This is a genomic window from Streptomyces sp. NPDC031064, from assembly GCF_055570965.1.
Window position 1 is genome coordinate 53,498 of sequence record NZ_JBVIGF010000006.1, and the last position, 19,933, is coordinate 73,430.

Sequence of the window (19,933 nt, forward strand, 5' to 3'; positions counted from 1 at the left end):
CGGTCCCCGGCCGGTGGCCGTGGGGGTGTGCCCGGTCCCCGGCCGCGGCCGGCGGCCAGTAGCCGGTGCGGCCCGCCCCGGCTTCCGCCCCCCGGTGGTCCCCGGCCCCGGGCGCTCGGCCTCCGCCCTGGCACCGTGACGCCACCCGGTTTATCCACAGGAGGACGCGACCCGGAGGGGAGCGCCCGATGGGCCTGTTATCTTTACGTTACATCGCGGGCGTCACGCTCAGTCATGTTCTGGGGTGCGCTTTTGTGATGGCTTCATCGCGCCGGTAACTCCGATGCCGGACCGGATGCCCTCGGCTGTCCGCGGGCCCGGACCGCAAGTCATGGCTGGACGGGGATGACCAAGCACATCGACCACAGAAGAGTCGCGGAGGCCCTGCGCACCGCGGCGAGGCCCCTGACCAGGGCCCGCGACAAGCGGCGGAAGGCAGGCGCCTCACGACGCCTCCGCCGGCCCGACTACCCGAGATCAGGCAGGCGCGGCTGGCGCCGGTGGATCCCGTCCTGGCGCCAGACGCTGGCCTCGTTACTGATGACCGTGGCAGCCCTCGCGGGAGTCGTGGCCATCGCCTACGCGCGCACCGAGATCCCTGAGGACCTGAACGGGTTCGCCACGCAGCAGGACAACGTCTTTTACTGGGCCGACGGTTCACCGATGGCCCGCACGGGCTGGGTCAGACGCCAGGAGATGCCCCTGGACAAGATCCCGGAGCACGTCCGGTGGGCCGTGCTCGCCGCCGAGAACGCCGGCTTCTACTCCGACCCGGGCGTCTCGGCGAGCGGTGTGACCCGCGCCCTGTGGCGGACGATCGGCGACGGCGACACCGAGGGCGGGTCCACGATCACCCAGCAGTACGTCAAGAACGTCTACCTCAGCCAGGACCGGTCGTTCTCGCGCAAGTTCACCGAGGTGCTCCTCGCCGTCAAACTGGACCGGCACCACAGCAAGGACCAGATCCTGGAGGACTACCTCAACACCAGTTGGTTCGGGCGCGGTACGTACGGTCTGCAACGCGCCGCCCAGGCCTATTACGGCAAGGACGTCACCCAGCTCAACGCCAGTGAGGGGGCCTTCCTCGCGGCCCTCCTCAAAGGCGCCTCGCTCTACGACCCCGCCATCTCCCCCGCCAACCGCACACGCGCCGTCGAACGATGGGCGTGGACGCTGGACCGGATGGTCGAGATCGGCAGGCTCTCCCCCGAGGAGCGCGCCCGCTACACCACGTTCCCCGAACCGAGGGTCCCGACCACACCCAGCACCTCGGGCGGACAGAGCGGCTACCTCGTCGAGCTGGCCGAGACGTACGCGAAACGCGCCGGACGCATCAGCGACGCACGGTTCGACCTCGGGGGCTACCAGGTCTACACGACCTTCGAGAAACCGCGCACGACCGCCCTCACCAAGGCCGTCAACGACGCGCGCGCCACACTCGACCCGAAGAACCGCGACGCGGACCGGTACGCCCGGTTCGGAGCCGCCTCGGTAGCCCCCGACGGCCGCATACTCGCCGTCCACGGCGGACCGGACTACCAGAAGCAGGCCTTCAACGAGTCCAACGCCGCCACCGTCCCGGCCGGCACCGCCTTCACGCCGTTCGTCTACGCCGCCGCCCTCGAACACGGCGTCCAGCGCAAGCGCGGCGGCCCTCGCACTCCGGTCGCTCCCACCAGCGTCTACGACGCGAACAACGGTGTGCCCCTGATGACGCCGGAAGGCCCCTACTGGGACCGCGCCGGAAGGATGGTGAAGGCCACCAACCTCGACGGGCGCTCCCACGGGCGGATCAGCCTGCGCCGGGCCATGGCCGAGTCGGCCGACGCGCCCTTCCTCCAGCTCGGCATGGACGTCGGGCTGGAAAGGGTGCGCCACACCGCCCAGGCGGCGGGGCTGCTCGGCTCCAGCTTCGGTCCCCCGGTGCCCGGATTCGCCCTCGGCAACTCCACGCCCAGCGCCATCCGCATGGCCAGCGCGTACAGCATGTTCGCGGCGCACGGCACGCACACCGAGCCGTACTCGGTGCTGCGCGTCACGCACAACGGCGACCCCGTGCCCCTGGCCGCACCACGCAAGAAGCGCGCCGTCAGTGCCACGGTCGCCGATCAGGTCACCGACGCGCTCTCCCGGGAGGCGGGCGAGGGCGGGGGCAGGGTCGCGGTCAAGGCGGGAGGCACCGTGGACGACACGGCACGCTGGTACGCCGGTTACACGCCCACGGAGGCCACAGCGGTCGTCGTCTACCGCATGGACCTCACCAAGAGCCTCGCGCCGCTGCCCCTCAAGGGCATCGGCGGTGACTCCACGGCCGGGCCCGACCACCCGGCCGGCATCTGGAACCAGTACACGCACGCGGTCAAGGGCGGCTCGGGCCGTGCCACGTCGCACGATCGGGGGAAGACACGATGATCCGGAACAACCCGGCCGTGCGGCGCCTGCGGGAACGCACGACCACCCGCGGCCTCGCCCTCGGTGTCGCGGCGGTCCTCATCGCGACCGGCGCGAGTCTGGTCCCGCTGGTGACCGGAGGCGCACGGGACGACGGCCTGGCGGCATCGGCCGACCGCAGCTCCGCGCCCGCGCCCCGCCCCACGGCCGGGCAGAAGGGCGGCAAGGACAAGCGGAACGAGGAGGAGTGGGACGGCCGCGTGAGGATCCTCGGAGACGGATCGACCTCGTACACCGGTCCGCAGCCCGGGCAGTTGAAGGCGGAGCGGCTCAAACCCGGCCAGCGCCCGCCCCAGTTCGTCGTCTTCTCCTGGGACGGCGCCCTGGAGGGTGACGACCGGCTGTTCTCCCGCTTCCGCCGCGTCGCCGCGGAGAGCGGCGCCCACATGACGTTCTTCCTCACCGGCATCTACCTCCTGCCGAAGGAGAAGAAGAACCTCTACCGGCCGCCTCAGCACGGTGCCGGGGCGGCGGCCATCTCCTATCCCACCCGTGAACACATCCGCACCACCCTGGATCAGCTCGGCAAGGCGTGGAAGGAGGGCCATGAGATCGGCTCCCACTTCAACGGCCACTTCTGCGGGGCCAAGGGCGGCGGTGACTGGAGCGCGGCGGAGTGGACCAGCGAGATCGACCAGTTCTACTCCTTCGTGCAGAGCTGGAAGACGAACACCGGTTTCACCGACCTCGACCCGCTGCCCTTCGACCCCACCCGGGAGGTGGTCGGCGGGCGCGCGCCCTGCCTCGAAGGGCAGAAGACGCTGATACCGGCGTCCAAGCCCTTCGGGTGGCGTTACGACGCGAGTTCCTCGGGCGACTTCCAGATCTGGCCGTCGAAGAAGGGCGGAGTGTGGGACCTTCCGCTCCAGATGCTGCCGTTCCCGGGCAAGGACTTCCAGGTGCTGTCCATGGACTTCAACTACCTCTACAACCAGTCCAGGGGGCTCACCAAGGGCGATCCCGCGAAGTACGCCACCTGGCGCAAGCAGACGCGCGACTCCTATCTCGCCGGCTTCGAGCGGGTCTTCCACGGCAGCCGCGCGCCCATGTTCGTCGGCAACCACTTCGAGGACTGGAACGGCGGCATATACATGGACGCGGTCGAGGACGTGATGCGCGACGTCTGCCCGCGCAAGGAGGTCCGCTGCGTCTCCTTCCGCGAACTGACCGACTGGCTCGACGCCCAGGATCCCAAGGTCCTTGCACAGTGGCGCACGCTCGATCCCGCTCAGCCCGCCGGCTGGTCCTCCGTGGGGAGGTGATCCACCGCGAGCTCGGGCCGGACGGCGGGCTCCGGCCACCCGCACCGACGCGGCCCGCACGACCGGGCCACGGGCCGTCGGGGCCTCCTACGATGTCCGCGGACGAGGGGAGGATCCATGGGGGTCGGGGACGGGGCCGGGGACAGGGCCGGACACGGCATCGGCGGCGGGACCGAGGGCGAGGTCGGCGCCAGGGCCGTGGGCGGTATCGGGGGCGGGTGGGACGCGAGCGGGCGGGCCCACCGGAGGCAGCGGTGGTCGGCCAGGGCGTCCCTGGCGGCCGTGGCGCTGGCGGCGTTGCTGCCGCTGGTGTACGGGGGCGTCGGCGGCGTGCTGCTGCTCCTGGCCGGGGCGGCGGGCATGGCCGTCACGGCGTCCGGCCTGTGGTGGACGCTGACGCGACGCGGCGCGGCCCGGGTGGCGGCGGCGGCACTCGCGGTGGCGGCGCCCGTCACGGTCGTCGCCATGTTCGCGGCCGCCAACCTGCTGTGGGTGGTCGTGGTGTCGCTCTCGCTGTGGGTACTGGCGGTCTGGGCCGGCCGGTACGCGCTGCGCAGCACCGGCCTGCGTACCGTACGGGTGAAGGAGCACCGCACGCCGCCACCACGGCGGCCGTTCCTGGTGATGAACCCGCGCTCGGGCGGCGCCAAGGTGGAGCGGTTCGCCCTCAAGGAGAAGGCCGAGGCGCTGGGGGCGCGCGTCGTGCTGCTCGACCCGGACAAGCCCCAGGACGTCACGGAGCTGGCCCGGCGGGCGGTGGCGGAGGGCGCCGATCTGCTGGGGGTCGCGGGTGGCGACGGCACGCAGGCGCTGGTGGCGGCGGTCGCCGCCGAGCACGGACTGCCGTTTCTGGTCGTCTCGGCGGGGACCCGCAACCACTTCGCGATGGACCTCGGCCTGGACCGCGACGACCCGGCCGCCTGCCTGGACGCCCTCACCGACGGGGTGGAGCTCCATGTGGACCTCGGCTTCGCCGGCGGGCACCCGTTCGTCAACAACGTCTCCTTCGGTGTGTACGGATCGGTCGTGCAGAGTCCCGCGTACCGGGACGACAAGGTGGGTACGGCGCTCGACCTGCTGCCCGACCTGCTCACCCGGCAGAGCGGGCCGCGCCTGACCGCCCGCGTCTCGGGCACGACGCTCAGCGGCCCGCAGGCGGTGCTGGTGAGCAACAACCCCTACCGCCGGGACGATCCGGCGGGACTCGGCCGCCGTGAGCGCCTGGACTCCGGTGTCCTCGGCGTCCTGGGCATCCGGGTGGACAGCGCGGCGGAGGCCGCCGCGCTCCTCCTGGACCCGGAGGCGGGCGGGCTGACGGTGCTGACGGCCCGTGAGGTGGTGGTCGAGGCCGACCGCCCGGCCATCGAGGTCGGCATCGACGGCGAGGCGTTCGTCCTGCCCGCCCCCGTCCACTGCCGCATCGCGCCCAGGGCGCTGCGCGTCCGTGTCCCCCGGCTGCGGCCGGGAGTCCCGCCGGTCCAGCCCCGGCTCGACTGGCGCCGACTGCGCAAGCTGGCCGCGGCGGTGGGCCGCACGGCGGTCACCGGCCGTCCGGTGGGCGGGTCGGGCGGGATCGGTGCGGTCGGCGGTACCGGTTGGGCCGGTGGGGCCGGTGGTACCGGACGGCGCTGGTAGAGGCAGGCAGTGGTCCGGGGGCCCAGGCTGCCGGGCAGGCGTACAACTCGATCGGTACGGCCGGTATCGGCCGGTATCTGCCCCTGCGGTGCGTGCGCTGCCGGTAGCGTCGACGGCGTGCGCGAGCGGGAAGGGGCGGCGATGGTCACCGTGGTGGGGTTCCGGCTGGGGAACGGCAGTCGGCACGTGACGGCGGTGGTGACGGATTCGGGGCGGCTGCACCGCGCTCACGGGCCGTACGGTGCCGTGGGCCGCGCGTCCCGGCCGGACGGCCCGGTCGGCGAGAACCCCGTCCACCGTCAGGTGGCGACCTTGCGGAACCTTCGCACCCGGTACATGACCAAGGGTTACGCGGATGAGTTGGTCGCCGGCGCGTGCGTACGGCTGCCGCTGGAGGAGCCGGCGCCGCAACGCGTTCCGGGGTGCCCGCGTGACATCGAGCGCCCCTGGCCGCACCTGTTCCGGGCGTTCGGCGAGGCGGTGCAGGCCGAGCCACGCGGGAGCCTGGAGGACGCGATCCACGACTTCTACACCACGATCGGTGCGCCGTTCCGCCCCCGGCACCTCGACCGGCTGACGCGGAATCAGCCGACGACCGGGCTTCCCCGGCGCGTGGCGGCGTTGCGGCGCCTTCTGGCCGACGGCTCGGCCGTCAGTTCCCCGCCCCGGTTGTCCGTCGGCTACACGGTCACCGCCGACGACGTACGTCTCCACGTGGGCCGCGCCGGGGAGAGCCTGCGGCGGCAGGACGTGGTGGAACTGCACGCGGCGCTCAGCGCATGGCTGCACCTGACCTCCACCGAGTAACGAAACTGGAATTCCATTACCGTTGACCGGAATTGTCTCTTGCCTTCGGGTGACCGGCGCGGGATACCAACCCCATGAGCGAGTCGCCCTCACCGAGCCGCCGCAGCGTACTCGCCGGTCTGAGCAGCGTGCCCCTGTCGATGGGAGCTCTCACGTCCGGCAGCAGACCACCCTCCGCCAACAGACCGGGACAGCCGCACACCACCCTGCTCCGAGGCGCGGAACTGATCCTCACCATGGACCCGGCCGTGGGCGAGGGGCCCCTGGGGTCAGTGCGGCAGGCCGACGTGCTGATGCGGCACGGCACGATCGCCGCCGTGGGGCGGCGGCTGCCCGTGCCGCCGGAGGCGCGGGTCCTGGACGTCGGCGGCCGCATCGTGCTGCCGGGGTTCGTGGACATCCACAACCACCTGTGGCAGTCCAGCATCCGGGGCGGATGCGGCGACCAGGACCTGTACGGGTGGCTGGCGTCCTGCAACAGCACGACCCTCGCGAAGATCGACCCCCGGGACATGTACAGCTTCGTCCGCCTCGCCGCGCTGGACGCGCTCCAGGCGGGCGTCACCACCGTCGTGGACTGGGTGCACCCCATCCCGTACGAGACGACCGAGCGCTACATCGGCGCGCTGGACGACTCCGGGCTGCGGTTCGTGTACGCGATGATGCAGACCCCGGCGAACGCCGACCTCGTCCCCCGAGTGAAGAAGGAACTCCTCGACCCGCTGCCGCTGGCGTCGGCCCAGGTGTCCGTCCACGCGGGCATGGCGGGCGTGGACCGGCTGCGCCGGTTCAGCGAGATCGCCCGTGACCTCGGGGTGATGCTCAACTCCCACGTCCTGGAACACCACAGCGACCGTGGGGACGACCCGATCCGTGCGCTGCGCCTGGCGGGGGCCTTCGGGCCGGATCTGCTGATGAACCACGCGATCCACCTCACGGACGACGAGATCGCACTGGCCGCCGGACACGACGTCCGCGTGGCCCACTGCCCGCTGAGCAACATGCGGCTGGCCTCGGGCATCATGCGGCTCCCCGCGCTCCACGCGCGCGGTGTGAAGGCGGGTCTTGGCCATGACGGGGGAACCAATGACACGTCCGACATGTTCAACGTCATGAAGGCGGCCCTCGGCCTCCAGCGGGCGCTGCACCAGAACCCCCGGGTGCATCCGACGATCCCCGCCGTACTGCGCATGGCGACGCTCGGCGGCGCCGAGTGCATCGGCATGGCGGACCGCATCGGCTCCCTCACCCCCGGCCGGCGTGCGGACGTGGTCGTCCTGGACCCGGGCACCCTCAACTTCGCCCCGCGTATCGACTGGACCAGCCAGATCGTGCTCAACGGTCAGCCGCCCAACGTCAGTCACGTCTTCGTGGACGGCCGGCTGCGCAAGGCGGACGGCCGGCTCCTGGACGTCGACACGGACACCGTCATCCGTGAAGCCGAACTGGCCGCCGCCCACATCCGCGACACCCTCTGAGCGGACCACGCACCGACTCACCGGATCCCTAGGCCATGACGACGATCGCCACCGCGCCGAAGGCGTCGACGACGCAACACCACTCCGACCAGGCCCGGGGAACCACCCTGCCGGTGCGGTGGTGGGCGAAGTCCCAGGCCGCGTGGGCCAGCCAGCCGGCGGCCAGGACGTAACGGCCGAGGGTGCCGTCGTCGACGGCCAGGGCGATCAGGGCCAGGGCCGCGAATCCGAGCAGACCCGCGATCTGGAGGACGAGGACGGCCGGCCGGCGCAGCTCACCGCGTACCGCCCCGAAGAGCAGGTAGCACAGCGGCATGACGACGAGGAGGGCGGCCAGCAGCCGTAGAGGCGGTACGCCGTCGAAGAACGTGGCGACCACCAGGGCGAGCGCCAGCACGGTGGGCCACCGGTGTACGACGACGCCGAGGACGCCTGCGGCCTTGCCCGGAGGTGAGGTCTTCGCACGGTCGTCGCGCGTGGAGTCGGTTGTCATGGCGTTCTCCCGAGGGTGAGGGATCGAGCGTTGGGCAAGGGGCGAAGGTGTTGGGCGAGTGGCCGGAGCCGTGGGAGCCCTTGGCGCCAGTGTCCGGCTCTGCCGGCCCCGGCCGCGCGCGGCTGCGGAATCGATGTCCGCCGCCTTGGGGTACGTGTCCTTCCGCCATAGGGTCGCCCCATGGCGGAACAGCGCGTGGGGGAACGGCGCATGGCGGAACAGCGCATGGGGGAACAGCGCGTGGCGGAACGGCGCATGGTGGTGGTCGGCTACGCGGCGGCCGAGTTGCTGGACATCGCGTGTGTGACCACGAGCCTGGCCATGGCCAACACCATCGGCGCGCCCGACGTGCCGTACCGGGTGACCGTGGTCGGCCCCAGTGGCGGTCCGATCGTCTGCGACTCGGGGCTGAGCCTCGGAAGTCAGCAGTCCCTCGAACGGCTCGTGGGCCCGCTCGACACACTGATCGTCTCGGGCGGCACGGGGTTCGAGCGGGCGGCGGACGACCCCCGCATCGTGGGGCACGTCCGGCGTCTGGCCCGGGAGAGCAGGCGGGTGGCGTCCGTGTGCACGGGAACGGGGGTACTGGCCGCCGCCGGACTGCTGGAAGGACGCCGCGCCACCACGCACTGGCTGTACGCGCCGCACATCGCCGCCCGGTACCCCGGAGTCACCATGGACCCGGCGCCCATTTACGTTCGCGACGGGAACGTGTACACGGCCGCGGGTGTCACCAGCGCGCTGGACCTGACCCTCGCGTTCATCGAGGAGGACCACGGCCCCGAACTGGCCCGCAAGGTGGCCCGCGGCCTGGTCGTCTACCTGCAACGGCCGGGAAACCAGGCGCAGATGAGCCTGTTCACCGCCGCGCCGCCGCCCCGCAACGAGCTGGTCCGCGAGCTCGTCGAACACATCACCGCCCACCCCGACCACGACCTCGGCACCGCGACGCTCGCCGCACGCGTGGGGGTCACGCCACGCCACCTGACCCGGTTGTTCACCGAGCACCTCGGGCAGGCACCGGGCCGCTTCGTCCGGCAGGCCCGTACCGAGGCCGCCGCACAACTCCTCGCGTCCACCACGCTGCCCATGGCGAGCGTGGCCGCCCGCTGCGGCTTCGGCACCGTGGAGTCACTGCGCCAGGCGTTCACCAGCCGGTACGGGGTGTCGCCTTCCCGCTACCGGGCCACGCAGTCCGGACAACTGTCCGGGTGAGGGTGACCTCGGCCTTCGGCTCCCACTCCGACTCCCTCTGACTCCCGACTCCCCTACTCCGGTCATCACAACACAACAACACGCCCGTGGAGCAGAACAGTTGGGACAGAACCCGTCATGCGTCCGCGAAGCGGGTGACACCTCTTGTTTGCTTGACACAACACCGCGGCCGTACCCTTCGGCGAAGTCCCCATCCTTCACATACGCCATCGGCCCGCAGGAGGACACATGCTCACACCGGCCACCGCAGCAAGCAGCATCGAGGCGACCACCGCACTGTTGAGGGAGGAACTCCCCCAACTCGAGCAGCACCAGCAGGCGCTGGAGAAGGACCTCGCGGCCGTCACCGAACGGCTCGAATCCGTCCGCGGCGCCCTCACCGCGCTCGAGGCCCTCGCCACCGCGGCCGTCCCGGCCCCCCGCGTCGAGGCCGAGGCGCGAGCCAACGAACCGGTGGACCTGCCCCCCGCCGCCCCAACTCCCGTGCCCGTACCGGAAGACGAGCCGGCGCCCGCCCCGGAGGTCGAGGCAGCGTCGGAGCCCGCCCCCGCCACCACCCCCGAGCCCCAGCCGGAGGCGGCCCCGGAGCCGGCCACCACACCGGACGTCCCCGCGCAGCGCACGCCTCGTTCCACCGCCCCCACGCGCAAGAGCGCCACCGCCACCGCCGCCAAGAAGTCGACCAGGCCCGCCAAGTCGGCGAAGCCCGCGGCCAAGTCCCGCCCGGCCAAGAAGACCAGCGCCGGCAAGGCGACGAAGACGGCGAAGAGCACCGCGAAGAGCACGAGCACCGCGAAGAGCGCGAGCGCCACGAAGACGACGAAGGCCAAGAGCGTCCAGAAGGCCGAGAAGACGGCGGGCAACGCCCCCTCCACCGCCGCGCAGAACACCGGTCTGACCGAGCAGGTCGCCGCCGTACTGGCCCGGAACGGTGACACGCCTCTGCGTGCCCGCGACGTCGCCAAGGAGCTCGGCCGCGACGACTCCACCGGTGCCATCAACACCGTACGCAGCACCCTGGACCGTCTCGTCGCGACGTCCCGCGCACGCCGGGCAGGCCGCGGCCTGTACCAGGCGCCCGCGAGCTGAGCCCCGCCACGCAGCCACGCCCCGGCGGCCGGGGGGCCTGCACACTCCGCCCGGCTCCTGCGTGACAGCGGGGCCGGGCAGTGGCCTACGCCCCGTCGCCGGCTTCCCTGGCGACGCGCTCCAGGCGGTCGCGATGACCGTCCCACCACGCCGAGTCGCCGGGCGGCATGTTCTCGCCCTGCGGCCGCAGTCCCACGGTTCCGTCGATGAGTTCCCGGACGATGTCGGCATGCCCCACATGCCGGTCGGTCTCGGCGATCATGTGGACGAGAATCCGGTGCAGCGTCACCTCGGCCCGGTCCCCTCCCGGCAGGCGACCGACGGCGTCGAGGCCGAGCGACTCGATCGTCGCGTCCGAGTGCGCGCACACGCGGCGGTAGTGCGCCACTATCTCCTCACGCGTCTCGTCGGCCGTCGCCCACAGATCCGCGTTGGGCTCGGCGTCCCCGGTGACCCAGAGCGGTGGTGCGTCGACGGGGCGCCCGAAGGTGGAGCCGAAGTACAGCGCCTCGGCACCGGTCACGTGTTTCACCAGTCCCAACAGGTTGGTGCCGGTCGGTGTCATGGGGCGGCGGATGTCGTATTCCGACAGCCCGTCCAGCTTCCACAACAGGGCCTCGCGAGCGTCCTGGAGGTAGACGTGAAGATCCGCCTTGGGGTCTGTTCCGATCATGGGGTCAGTCTGCCGCCCTGTCGACCGCCGCGGCCACCGGGTCCGGGTTGACGTCGCTCAGGCGCAGAGCCGCGCGACCCGCTCCAGTTCGTCGGCGAGGAGGCCGGGGTCGCGGGGGCCGATGTGCGGTGCCGGGAGGGAGCGTACGCGGAAGCGGTTCCTCGGGGTCAGTTCGTCGGCCTCGCGGATCATCAGGTCCTGGAGCGCGGGCGGGATCGAGCGGTCCTCGGTGAAACGCAGATACGTCCGCGGGATCCGTCCCCACCGCTCCGGCAGGCCGCGGGCGTCGGTGACCGAGATGGCGGCGGACTCGTCCGGTTCCAGGATGTTGAGCAGCGCGCGGACCTCGTCGTCCGGGTAGTCGGCGGCCAGCGCCTCCTTGGCGATGCGGAAGAAGCCGGGGTCGTTGGTACGCCAGTTGACGCGGTTGACGCCCAGTTCCCGTGGGGTCGGTACGCCGGTCAGCCGGAGCAGGGCGCTGGTGGAGCCCTCGGGGCTGAGCATGAGCTGCATCACCGTGGCCGTCTTCGCCGGGCAGAAGGCCGCGGCGTAGACCAGGTGCGCGAGCAGTTCCGGCACCTGGTTCGCGACCGCGTTGAGGGTGGCACCGCCCATGCTCTGGCCGACCAGCACCACCGGTCCGTTGCGGTGTGCCCGCCGTACCACGCCGGTCACGTGCTCGGCGCAGTCGGCCAGTGTCACCTTGCCCGTCGGGGAAGGCTCGGTACGCAGCCGCTCCAGGTCCTGGGGTGCCTGGTAGGAGACCGGGAAGTACGCGCCGGGGCCGTGACCGGGGAGGTCCACCGCGACCGCGCGGTGCCCGCGCAGCGCCAGCTCGGCCACGAGCGGGGACCAGCCGTAGGAGTTGCTGCCTGAGCCGTGCACCAGGACGAAGGTGGGTGCGGCGGAGCGGCGCCGTCCCGTGGCCGCGCCCTGGGTGGCTGCCGCCACGGCCGGCGTGGTCCCCGCGCCCACCGAGGCGACGGCGCCGGCACCGGCCATGGCGGCGGCCCGCAGGACCGTACGGCGGGATCGTCCGCGCCTGCCGGCCGCCCCCGGCTCGCCGATGGGTGTTGCTGTTGCTGTTGCTGTTGCTGTTGCTGTTGCCTCAGCCAGGTCAGCCGCATCAGTCACATGCGTCGCATGAGTCGCGTCAGTCATACGGGTGAATCTATGAGCCGGTGCCGAACTGATCGTCGGAATCCGGCCACGCGGAGCCGCTCCCGCGTTCGCCCAGCGCCGCGTACAGGGCTCGGACGAGGCTGTCACTGCGCCGGTCGTCGTCACTGCCGCCGTTGACGTACTTGTTCATGGTGTACGCGTACGAGACCCGGTTCTCCGGGTCGGCGAAGGCGTACGAGCCGCCCGCGCCCGCGTGGCCGAACGCCCGCGGGTTGGGGCCGGCGCCGCCCTCGTTGAGCTTGAAGCCCAGTGTCCACGCGCCCGCGTCGCCCATCACGAGGTCCGGCTCACCCGGGGCGGCCTGCGGGGTCCGCATGGTCTCCAGGGTGCCCTCGCCGACCAACGTGCCGTTCGCCACGGCTCCGTAGACGGTGGCGAGCCCGCGGGCCGTGGCGAAGGCGTTGGTGGCCGGGAGCTCGGCGCTGCGGAAGGCCGCGCTGTTGACCTCCCCGAAGGGCAGGTGGCCCAGCGCCAGGATGACGGGCGCCAGGGGGTGCGCGTCCATCGACCGCACCGGCGGCTGCGGCGCCCCGGGAATGGTGTCGGCCAGCCGTGACAGATCCGGGTGATCGACCATGTCGGCGCACCGCGCGTGCTCGCTCTCGGGGGTGCCGATGAAGACGTCGGCGCCGAGCGGTGCGGCGATCTCGGTGCGCAGGAAGGTGCCGAGGGACTGCCCCGTGACGCGTCGTACGACCTCGCCGACCAGGAACCCGAAGGTCATGCCGTGGTATCCGGCCGCCGTCCCCGGCTCCCACCACGGGCGGGTGGCGGCGATCGCGGCGCAGGCCCGGTCCCAGTCGTGGACCTCCTCGACGGTGAGCGCCTCCCTGGTGGCGATCAGTCCGGCGCGGTGGCTCAGCAGCCAGCGCACGGGGATGTCCGCCTTGCCCTCCTGGGCGAACTCGGGCCAGTACGCGGCCACGGGCGCGTCGAGGTCGAGTGCCCCGCGGTCGGCGAGCACATGTGCGCAGAGGGCGGTGAGTCCCTTGGTGGTCGAGTAGACGGTCACCAGGGTGTCGCGCTGCCACGGCCGGGCGCCGGCGGCGTCGGCGCTGCCGCCCCACAGGTCGACGACGGTCTCACCGTCCACGGTGGCACTCACCGCCGCGCCGATGTCGCCGCGTTCGGCGAAGCCGCGGGCGAACTCCTCCCGTACACCCTCGAATCCGGGCGCACAGGTGCCGTGTATGTCCGCCGCTGCCATGCCGTCGCTCCACGTGATCAGATCTGTTCGGTCGTTCTTCGCAGCAGCCTTTCTATCCGGCCAAGTGGACAACGGCGTAGCCATTTTTGATCACGGCCGGTTCGTCGCGGAAGGGTGCGGCGTACGCTTGCCCGACAGTGACCGCCCCGGTCGTTCTCGTGTGCGAGGAGGTCTGTGGCTCGTGAGGCAGTCGGTACGCGCGGAGAGCGGCTTCGCCTACGGTGTGGTCGGCGCGGACGTCCATGTCTTCGGCGACGGCGTGCCGGTGTACCTGCTCCAGCGCTGGGCACCGGCCCGCACGCCCGACGACGGGTTCCTGCGCGAGGTGCCGAGCCGGATGCTCAACGCCCGGTTCCGGGTCGTGGAGTTCACCGGGCGTGCGGCGGAGCTGGCCTCGCTGCGGCGCTGGCGGGACGACGGTGCGCGGCTCGCCGTGCGGTGGCTGCACGCGCCCGGCGGCCAGGGCAAGACGCGGCTCGCCGAGCGGTTCGCGGAGGAGGCGGCGGGCGAGGGCTGGCTGGTCGTCACCGCCGCGCATGGCCCGGGCACCGTGCTGCCCCCTCCGGGGAGCCAGGACCTCCGGGCCGGGGCCGGGCCGGGGCCGGAACCCGGGACGCTGTTGATCGTCGACTACGCCGACCGCTGGCCTCTGTCGCACCTGTTGCTGCTGTTGAGCAACACACTGCTGGACCGGCCCGACGGGCGTGGCGCCCGCGTGCTGCTGCTGGCCCGTGGCGACGACGTGTGGCCCGGGGTCCGCGCCGCCCTGGCCGATCGCCGCGCCGGCACGTCGTCCCTGTTCCTGCCGCCCCTCTCCGACGAGTCCCTATCCCCCGCCGGGTCCGGGTCGGTGGCGCCGCGTGCGGAGATGTTCGCCGTCGCCCGCGACAGCTTCGCCGCCCGGTACGGTGTCCCACCCGCCGGGATCACCCCGCCTGCCGCGCTCACCGGTGCGGACTTCGGCCTGACGCTGGCGGTGCACATGGCCGCGCTGGTCGCCGTCGACGCCCGCAGTTCCGGTCGCCGGGCGCCGACGGACCTGGCCGGACTGACCAGTTACCTCCTGGACCGGGAACACCTGCACTGGGCCCGGCTCCACGGCGACGGCGGCCACGAGGTCGCCCCGGCCGGCCGGGCGTTCGTCACGCCGCCCGACGTCATGAACCGTACGGTCTTCACCGCGGCCCTCACCGGCCCCGTCGCTCCGGCGGCGGGGCGTACCGCCCTCGGCGGGCTGGGCCTGCGGTTACCGGTGGAACGGGTCCTCACCGACCACGCCGTGTGCTACCCGCCGGCGGACCCGGCCCGGGACACCGTCCTGGAACCCCTCTACCCGGACCGGCTCAGCGAGGACTTCCTCGCCCTCACCCTCCCCGGCCACCAGGCCGACTACCCGGCCCAACCGTGGGCCGGCCACACGGTCGACACCCTGCTCACGGGTGGAGCCCACGGCGGCTCTGAGGCACCGGACGCCCCGCCGACGCCCCGTGGAGCGTCCGATGACGCACCGGACGCTCCGCCGGCACCCAATGCCCCTGACACACCAGGCACCCCACCAACGCCCCGGGCTCCCCACGCCCCCGACGCTCCCCACGCCTCCGACGCGCCCGGCGGCACGCGTGCGACGTGGACGCCGCGTGCCGTCACGTTCCTGGCTGCCGCCGCCCAGCGGTGGCCGCACGTGGGGGCACGGCATCTGTTCCCGCTCCTTGAAGCCGCCCCGCGGCTCGCTGTCGACGGTGGCAGCACGGCGCTGACCACGCTGGCCGCGCTCGACGACATTCCCCTGGAGCTCCTTGAGGCCATCGCCGCGCACTTCCCGTCGTACCAGCGGCCGAGTCCCGACCTGGACGCGGGCATCGCCGCCGTGAGCGGCCGGCTGCTCCCGCACCGGCTGGCGCGCGCCGCGAACCCCAACGACCACGCGGTGCAGCACCATCAACACGGCATCCGGCTCTACCACGCCGGGCGGTTGGAGGAGGCCCTGGCCGCGTCCGAAACCGCCCTCGCGGAGTTCCGGGCGATCGATCCGCGCCGGATCGCGGACGCCGGCGTGGCCCGGGAGGTCGAGGCCAACTTCGCCGTGGCGCTCAAGACGCACGGCACCCGGCTGGCGTCGCTCGGGCGACGGGCGGAGGCGCTGGCGGTCACGGAGGAAGCCGTAACGGTGCTGCGGCGGCTGTCCGGCGACGACGAGCGGTTCCTGCCCACGCTCGCGGGCGCCCTGCTCACCCTGGGGCGCGACCTGTCCCGGGCGGACCGCTGGGAGGAGGCCGGTGCCGCCGCGGAGGAGTGCGTGGCCCTGCACCGGAGGCTGGCCGCGTCCGATCCGGGGCGGCACGAGCCGGACCTCTCGGCGGCGTTGGTCGCGCTCGGGCTGTGCCACGGGAACACCGGCCGGCCGGAGGAGGCCGTGACGACCGTGCGCGAGGGCGTGGCCATCCTGCGCCGGCTGGCGGCGGCGCAGCCGTCCGCGTACACCCCGGCCCTCGCCAACGCCCTGTCCAACCTCGCCGCGGCCCTCGCCCGCACGGGCCACCATGACGGTGTGCCCACGGCGCGCGAGGCGGCGGACCTCTACCGGCGGCTCGCCGCGGTGAACCCCGCCGTGTACGAGCCCGCGCTGGCGGACGTACTGTCGGGGCTCGCCCTGCGACTGCTCCAGGCGGGCCGGCCGGCGGACGGCCTCCCGGCGGCGTACGAAGGCGTGGCGATCCTGCGGCGGCTGGCGGCGCGTCAGCCGGAAGCCCATGCGCACGCGCTGGCCGAGGCGCTCGGCGCGCTGAGCACCATGCTGCTGGTCGGACGCCGGCTGGATGAGGCGGTCGCGGTGGCGGACGAGTGCGCGGACGTACGCCGCCGGATGGCCGCGGCCGACCCGGAGATCGCGCCACGGTACGCGTTCACCCTGCTCAACGCCACCGGTATCCGGGCGGAGGCGGGCGGGGCCCGGCTGGACGAGGCGGTCGCCCTGTTCGGCGAGGCGACGGGCGTCATCGAGCGGTTCGGGGCCGTTCCAGCGCCGATCATGGGGCTGCGGTACGCGGTCGGCTCCCGGCTCGCCGAACAGCTCGCCGCCGAAGGCCGCGCCGAGGCCGCCGACCGGCTCCGCCGCAGCCTCGGCGCCCCGCTCTAGCGGCCCCCGCCAGGCGGCCCTCAGGCGGCCGCCCTTCTAGCGGTCGGCGGGCTCGGGGACGAGACCGTCGGCGACCAGGCCGGCGAGGACCGCCTCGCCCAGGGCGTGGACGGCGGACCGGGGCCGGACCATGACCGTGAACTCCTTGATCCGGCCCGTCCGGTCGACGTGGAGCAGATCGATGCCATGGATCTGCTTGCCCCCGGCAGTGGCCCGGAAAGGCAGGATCACCGACGGCGTCGCTTCACCGTCACGGCTGGTTTCGGCCGTGCCCTCGAAGTGTCCGACGTAGCGGAAGTCCTCGAAGGTGCGCAGCAGGACGCCGAAGAGGCCCAGCACCATGGGCTTGCCCTCGAAGGGGGTGAATTTCACCGGGCTGTAGAGGCGGATGTCCTCGGTGAACACGTCGTCCAGTGCGCTGAGATCGCGCTTCTCCACGGCTGCGCGGAAGCGCTCTGCGGTCGTCTCCACGCTCACGCTCACTCCTGTGCTCGCGCTCATGCCTGTGCTCACGCTCATGCGTGTCTCCCACTCGGCTCCATACTCAACAATCTGAGTACTCATATTTTTGAGTATGATGGAGGGCAGGGCGAGAAAAGGGAAGGGGGCCGGCTCCAATGGCCTTGCGGCATGCCGTGCTGGCGGCGCTGCTCGACGGCGAGTACAGCGGCTACCAGTTGGCGAAGGCGTTCGACATCGGCGTGGCGAACTTCTGGCACGCGCTGCCCCAGCAGCTCTACGCCGAGCTGACCAAGCTGGAGAAGGACGGGCTCGTCGCGGGCCGCCAGGTGGTGCAGGAGTCCCGGCCCAACAAGCGGCTGTTCCGGGTCACCGAGGCCGGTCGGGCCGAGCTGGAGAAGTTCGCCGCCGCCGTGTCCAAGCCGTCGTTCATCCGCGACGACCTGCTCGTCAAGGTCCAGGCCGCCGACCGCGTCGGCACCGGTCCCGTGATCGAGCAGCTCGAGGAGCGGGCGTCCGCGGCCGAGGCCAAGATCGAGCTGCTGGGGCAACTGCTGCGGCAGATGCGCGGCGACGCGGACGAGGAGGACTTCCTGCTCCGGGGCGAGCGGATCGGGCCGTATCTGACGTGCCTGCGCGGCCTGTCCTTCGAGCGGGAGCACCGCGATTGGTGCCTGCGGATCGCAGCCGTCCTGCGGGCCAGAACGGAGACCTCTCGTGCCGAGCGGTGAGCACCTGCGATACGTCGCCCTCGGCGACAGCATGACCGAAGGGGTCGGCGACGGGGACGACACGGTGGGGCTGCGGGGCTGGGCCGACCGGCTCGCCGAACACCTCGCGGCCGCCGAACCGGGTCTCCAGTACGCCAATCTGGCCGTACGGGGACGTCTCGCCGGCCAGGTCCGCGCCGAACAGCTCGCGCCCGCCCTGGCGCTCCGTCCCGGCATCGCCACCGTCGTCGCGGGGGTCAACGACCTGCTGCGGCCCCGCTTCGACGCCGGGGAGGTGGCCGGACACGTGGAGGAGATGTTCGCCGCGCTCACCGCCGCCGGGGCCCGGGTGGTGACACTGACGTTCCCGGACGTGGGGCGGATCGTGCCGCTCGCCCGGCCGCTCAGGTCCCGCGTGTCCGACCTCAACACCCGTATCCGCGCGGCGGCCGACCGCCACGGCGTCACGGTGGTCGACACCGGCGGGCACGCCGTGTCCACCGACCCACGGCTGTGGAGCGAGGACCGGCTGCACACCAGTCCCCTCGGTCACCAGCGGATCGCCGCGGCCGTGGCCCACGCCATCGGCCTGCCCGGCAGCGACGACCGCTGGACGCTCCCCCTGCCTCCCCCGACCCCGACGGCCCTGCCTCCCGGCGCCCGCGCGGCCGGGTCGCCGTGGCACGCCGCCGGAGCCGAACTGCGCTGGGCCGCCACGTTCCTCGGCCCCTGGCTCGGGCGCCGGCTACGCGGCCGTTCCTCCGGCGACGCCCGCACCGCGAAACGCCCCCACCTCCTGCCCGTGTCGCCACGCCCCTGAGCCGCTCACCGTGCCGTCCTGGGCAGGTGCCGGGAGAAGAACGAGAGCACCCGGCCGCGCACCAGGGGCACCGAGCGCGCCGGGTGGATGGCGCCCACGAACCCGTTCCGTTCCCCGGCGGTCATCAGCATGGCCGCCTGCAACTGGGGCGCCATGGCCGCGTAGTCGGTGAAGACCCAGTGCGCGGCGCGGTCGATCTGGCGCCAGGGCGTGCACTGCGGACGGTGGCGGACCATGGCCGACCAGGAGCGTTCCAGCCGCGCGTCGCGGAATCCGTCGGTCCCGTACAGGAACAGCGGCCGGTCCACCCCGTGCCGGGTGACCGGCAGCAGCTCACCCGCCTCGCCGGGTGCGTCCGGCGGATAATCGAGGTAACCCTCCATGTTCACGGCGGCGGCGAAACGGCGGTCCTCGTACAGCACTTCGGCAGCGACCGCCCCGCCCGCCGAGTGCCCGTACACGCCCACCCTCTCCGGGTCCACGGCGCGGCCGAGGCCCTCGGGCAGGGGGCGCGCCGAGGCATCGGGGTTCCGGCCGGCCGCCAGCGTTGTCAGCTCGTCCAGGACGAAGCGCAGGTCCGCGAGCCGCGTGTCGATCATGGTGCGGAAGACCCGTGGATCGGCGGGGGTGCCGGGCAGGCCGTACTCGCGCACCCTGCCGCCGGGGAACTCGACCGCGCCCGGTTCACCGGGGTGATCGACGGTCACCACCACGTAGCCGTGGGCGGCCAATTCCTCGGCGAGACCCGTGCCGAGTGTGCGGGGGTCGCCGCCTCCCGGGCTGTAGAGGAGCACGGGCCGCCGCACGGGCAGTGCGGGCGCGCCCGTGTACGCGTGCGTCATGGTGGCCGACCAGTCCACACCGCTGTCGGGCAGCTCCCTGTGGACGTACACGGGGTCGAAGCGCGCGAACTCCTCGGCAGCGGCGGGCGTCATCTGCGGTGCCGGCGGACACCCCTGGACGGTACGCGCGGGATAGAACACCGTGACCATGACCTCCCGTACGGGAACGGCGCTGTCCCACGGGTCGCGACGGCGCTCGTCCACCAGGTGCAGCGCGGTGGTCCCGATCCGGTACGGGCCGGTCGGCGCCGGCAGCCGCAGGGTGACGTCGCCGCCGCCCCGGGGGCGGGCCTGCGCCACCCTGCCTCCGGCGAGCAGCAGCGCGGACGCCGACACCGCCGAGGCGATGACGGTCCGCCGGCCCGCCCCGGCCGCTTCCTCGTGCCCGGTGCCGGTCTTCCTGCGAAACATGGGCATCCCCCTTGTGTCTCCTGTGCCCCTGAGGCCTGTCACGCCTCTCGGGCCCGTCAGGCC

The 19,933-nt window shown here is 72.7% G+C and carries 16 protein-coding genes; 10 read left to right on the forward strand and 6 right to left on the reverse strand.

The genetic code is table 11. The annotated features are described in order from the left end of the window. The first annotated feature begins 540 nt into the window (after positions 1-540). The 5 genes from ACZ46W_RS21990 to ACZ46W_RS22010 all read left to right on the forward strand — a co-directional run bounded on the left by ACZ46W_RS21990 (position 541) and on the right by ACZ46W_RS22010 (position 7,633). Positions 541-2,412 carry a transglycosylase domain-containing protein gene (locus tag ACZ46W_RS21990; protein WP_468339986.1) on the forward strand — a complete coding sequence of 624 codons (1,872 nt, stop codon included), beginning with the start codon at positions 541-543 and terminating at the stop codon, positions 2,410-2,412. Further along, positions 2,409-3,713, forward strand: a complete 1,305-nt coding sequence (locus tag ACZ46W_RS21995; protein WP_468339988.1) for a polysaccharide deacetylase family protein — start codon at positions 2,409-2,411, stop codon at positions 3,711-3,713. The genes ACZ46W_RS21990 and ACZ46W_RS21995 overlap by 4 nt, the downstream gene beginning before the upstream one ends. Positions 3,714-3,830: 117 nt before the next feature. Beyond that, positions 3,831-5,348, forward strand: a complete 1,518-nt coding sequence (locus tag ACZ46W_RS22000; RefSeq protein ID WP_468339990.1) for a diacylglycerol/lipid kinase family protein — start codon at positions 3,831-3,833, stop codon at positions 5,346-5,348. Between the two features lie 117 nt (positions 5,349-5,465). Further along, positions 5,466-6,155 carry a hypothetical protein gene (locus tag ACZ46W_RS22005; RefSeq protein WP_468339992.1) on the forward strand — a complete coding sequence of 230 codons (690 nt, stop codon included), beginning with the start codon at positions 5,466-5,468 and terminating at the stop codon, positions 6,153-6,155. 74 nt (positions 6,156-6,229) lie between these two features. Then, complete coding sequence (locus ACZ46W_RS22010; RefSeq protein ID WP_468339994.1) at positions 6,230-7,633, forward strand: amidohydrolase family protein; 1,404 nt, start codon at positions 6,230-6,232, stop codon at positions 7,631-7,633. Between the two features lie 28 nt (positions 7,634-7,661). Here the strand turns inward: ACZ46W_RS22010 and ACZ46W_RS22015 are convergent, their stop codons facing one another. Further along, entirely contained in the window at positions 7,662-8,126 is a 465-nt protein-coding gene (locus tag ACZ46W_RS22015; RefSeq protein ID WP_468339996.1) for a hypothetical protein, read from the reverse strand. A 240-nt stretch (positions 8,127-8,366) separates the two neighbouring features. Between ACZ46W_RS22015 and ACZ46W_RS22020 the strand changes: the two genes are divergently transcribed. Both ACZ46W_RS22020 and ACZ46W_RS22025 read left to right on the forward strand, forming a co-directional pair. Further along, positions 8,367-9,341, forward strand: a complete 975-nt coding sequence (locus ACZ46W_RS22020) for a GlxA family transcriptional regulator (protein ID WP_468341118.1) — start codon at positions 8,367-8,369, stop codon at positions 9,339-9,341. A gap of 228 nt (positions 9,342-9,569) precedes the next feature. After that, positions 9,570-10,430 (forward strand): hypothetical protein, encoded by an 861-nt coding sequence (locus tag ACZ46W_RS22025; protein WP_468339998.1) that lies wholly within the window; start codon positions 9,570-9,572, stop codon positions 10,428-10,430. Positions 10,431-10,515: 85 nt separating this feature from the next. Here ACZ46W_RS22025 and ACZ46W_RS22030 read toward each other — a convergent pair whose 3' ends face one another. From ACZ46W_RS22030 to ACZ46W_RS22040, 3 genes are all read right to left on the reverse strand, one after another. Next, positions 10,516-11,103 (reverse strand): DinB family protein, encoded by a 588-nt coding sequence (locus ACZ46W_RS22030; RefSeq protein ID WP_468340000.1) that lies wholly within the window; start codon positions 11,101-11,103, stop codon positions 10,516-10,518. Between the two features lie 57 nt (positions 11,104-11,160). After that, the gene (locus ACZ46W_RS22035; RefSeq protein WP_468340002.1) at positions 11,161-12,105 is read right to left on the reverse strand and encodes an alpha/beta fold hydrolase; all 945 of its coding nucleotides are present in this window, start codon (positions 12,103-12,105) and stop codon (positions 11,161-11,163) included. Between the two features lie 169 nt (positions 12,106-12,274). After that, positions 12,275-13,492, reverse strand: coding sequence for a serine hydrolase domain-containing protein (locus ACZ46W_RS22040; RefSeq protein ID WP_468340004.1), 1,218 nt, complete (start codon positions 13,490-13,492; stop codon positions 12,275-12,277). Between the two features lie 181 nt (positions 13,493-13,673). Here ACZ46W_RS22040 and ACZ46W_RS22045 point away from each other — a divergent pair, with 181 nt between their 5' ends. Then, positions 13,674-16,628 carry a hypothetical protein gene (locus ACZ46W_RS22045; protein ID WP_468340006.1) on the forward strand — a complete coding sequence of 985 codons (2,955 nt, stop codon included), beginning with the start codon at positions 13,674-13,676 and terminating at the stop codon, positions 16,626-16,628. 36 nt (positions 16,629-16,664) lie between these two features. Here the strand turns inward: ACZ46W_RS22045 and ACZ46W_RS22050 are convergent, their stop codons facing one another. Further along, positions 16,665-17,147, reverse strand: coding sequence for a nuclear transport factor 2 family protein (locus ACZ46W_RS22050; RefSeq protein ID WP_468340008.1), 483 nt, complete (start codon positions 17,145-17,147; stop codon positions 16,665-16,667). Between the two features lie 98 nt (positions 17,148-17,245). Here ACZ46W_RS22050 and ACZ46W_RS22055 point away from each other — a divergent pair, with 98 nt between their 5' ends. Together ACZ46W_RS22055 and ACZ46W_RS22060 are read left to right on the forward strand one after the other, a co-directional pair. After that, positions 17,246-17,818, forward strand: a complete 573-nt coding sequence (locus ACZ46W_RS22055) for a PadR family transcriptional regulator (RefSeq protein WP_468340010.1) — start codon at positions 17,246-17,248, stop codon at positions 17,816-17,818. Beyond that, a complete protein-coding gene (locus ACZ46W_RS22060) occupies positions 17,805-18,617 on the forward strand; it encodes an SGNH/GDSL hydrolase family protein (RefSeq protein WP_468340012.1) in 813 nt (270 codons plus the stop codon). The genes ACZ46W_RS22055 and ACZ46W_RS22060 overlap by 14 nt, the downstream gene beginning before the upstream one ends. Positions 18,618-18,622: 5 nt before the next feature. Here the strand turns inward: ACZ46W_RS22060 and ACZ46W_RS22065 are convergent, their stop codons facing one another. Beyond that, positions 18,623-19,870, reverse strand: coding sequence for an alpha/beta hydrolase family protein (locus tag ACZ46W_RS22065; RefSeq protein WP_468340014.1), 1,248 nt, complete (start codon positions 19,868-19,870; stop codon positions 18,623-18,625). Positions 19,871-19,933: the final 63 nt, after the last annotated feature.

Coding starts and splice junctions, on each gene's coding strand:
- ACZ46W_RS21990 (WP_468339986.1), top strand. CDS start 541: ATGACCGTGGCAGCCCTCGCGGGAGTCGTGGCCATCGCCTACGCGCGC.
- ACZ46W_RS21995 (WP_468339988.1), top strand. CDS start 2,409: ATGATCCGGAACAACCCGGCCGTGCGGCGCCTGCGGGAACGCACGACC.
- ACZ46W_RS22000 (WP_468339990.1), top strand. CDS start 3,831: ATGGGGGTCGGGGACGGGGCCGGGGACAGGGCCGGACACGGCATCGGC.
- ACZ46W_RS22010 (WP_468339994.1), top strand. CDS start 6,230: ATGAGCGAGTCGCCCTCACCGAGCCGCCGCAGCGTACTCGCCGGTCTG.
- ACZ46W_RS22015 (WP_468339996.1), bottom strand. CDS start 8,126: ATGACAACCGACTCCACGCGCGACGACCGTGCGAAGACCTCACCTCCG.
- ACZ46W_RS22025 (WP_468339998.1), top strand. CDS start 9,570: ATGCTCACACCGGCCACCGCAGCAAGCAGCATCGAGGCGACCACCGCA.
- ACZ46W_RS22030 (WP_468340000.1), bottom strand. CDS start 11,103: ATGATCGGAACAGACCCCAAGGCGGATCTTCACGTCTACCTCCAGGAC.
- ACZ46W_RS22035 (WP_468340002.1), bottom strand. CDS start 12,105: ATGGCCGGTGCCGGCGCCGTCGCCTCGGTGGGCGCGGGGACCACGCCG.
- ACZ46W_RS22040 (WP_468340004.1), bottom strand. CDS start 13,492: ATGGCAGCGGCGGACATACACGGCACCTGTGCGCCCGGATTCGAGGGT.
- ACZ46W_RS22050 (WP_468340008.1), bottom strand. CDS start 17,147: ATGAGCGTGAGCACAGGCATGAGCGCGAGCACAGGAGTGAGCGTGAGC.
- ACZ46W_RS22055 (WP_468340010.1), top strand. CDS start 17,246: ATGGCCTTGCGGCATGCCGTGCTGGCGGCGCTGCTCGACGGCGAGTAC.
- ACZ46W_RS22065 (WP_468340014.1), bottom strand. CDS start 19,870: ATGTTTCGCAGGAAGACCGGCACCGGGCACGAGGAAGCGGCCGGGGCG.